The organism is Aeromonas sp. PrichA-15 (genome assembly GCF_017939245.1).
Taxonomy (GTDB): Bacteria; Pseudomonadota; Gammaproteobacteria; order Enterobacterales; family Aeromonadaceae; genus Aeromonas; species Aeromonas caviae.
The window spans coordinates 1-486 of the sequence record NZ_JAGKRH010000182.1 but is presented as its reverse complement, the minus strand read 5'-3'; the positions used below and the strand labels follow the sequence as shown (position 1 = coordinate 486).

Annotated in this window: 1 tRNA gene and 1 rRNA gene; both read left to right on the top strand. The window is 49.4% G+C overall.

Going from position 1 to position 486, the window contains the following annotated elements:
* A 16S ribosomal RNA gene (locus J9889_RS18440) occupies nt 1–69 on the top strand; the annotation flags it as partial.
* Nucleotides 70–350: 281 nt separating this feature from the next.
* A tRNA-Glu gene (locus tag J9889_RS18435) sits at nt 351–426 on the top strand.
* Nucleotides 427–486 lie beyond the last annotated feature (60 nt).

The window sequence follows — 486 nt, the reverse complement described above, 5'->3', positions numbered from 1 at the left end:
TGATTCATGACTGGGGTGAAGTCGTAACAAGGTAACCCTAGGGGAACCTGGGGTTGGATCACCTCCTTACCTTAATGATGACGAAGTTGTTGAGTGTTCACACAGATTGCCTTGATTCAAAGTAGTTAGAGCAAAGACCTGATGCACCTTGGCGTGTCAGTGCTTGTTTGGTCGAAAGACCAGATGAGAGAAGCCCGTTCGTTGGGTTGGGATGTGAATAATGACGAAAGTCGTTACCCAATTCAGAGTTAGCGATAACAACGAACAGCGCTAAAGGCCGCTAGCCTCGCAGGCTCGGCGTCGCCTTTACGAAAATCATTGCGAAGTGACCTTCGCAAAACATGATTTTCGTCCCCTTCGTCTAGAGGCCTAGGACACCGCCCTTTCACGGCGGTAACAGGGGTTCGAATCCCCTAGGGGACGCCACTTCTCTTCGCAGCTCAAGAATGCAGACATAAGCAGTCATGTTTATGTCTGTTTTCTTCG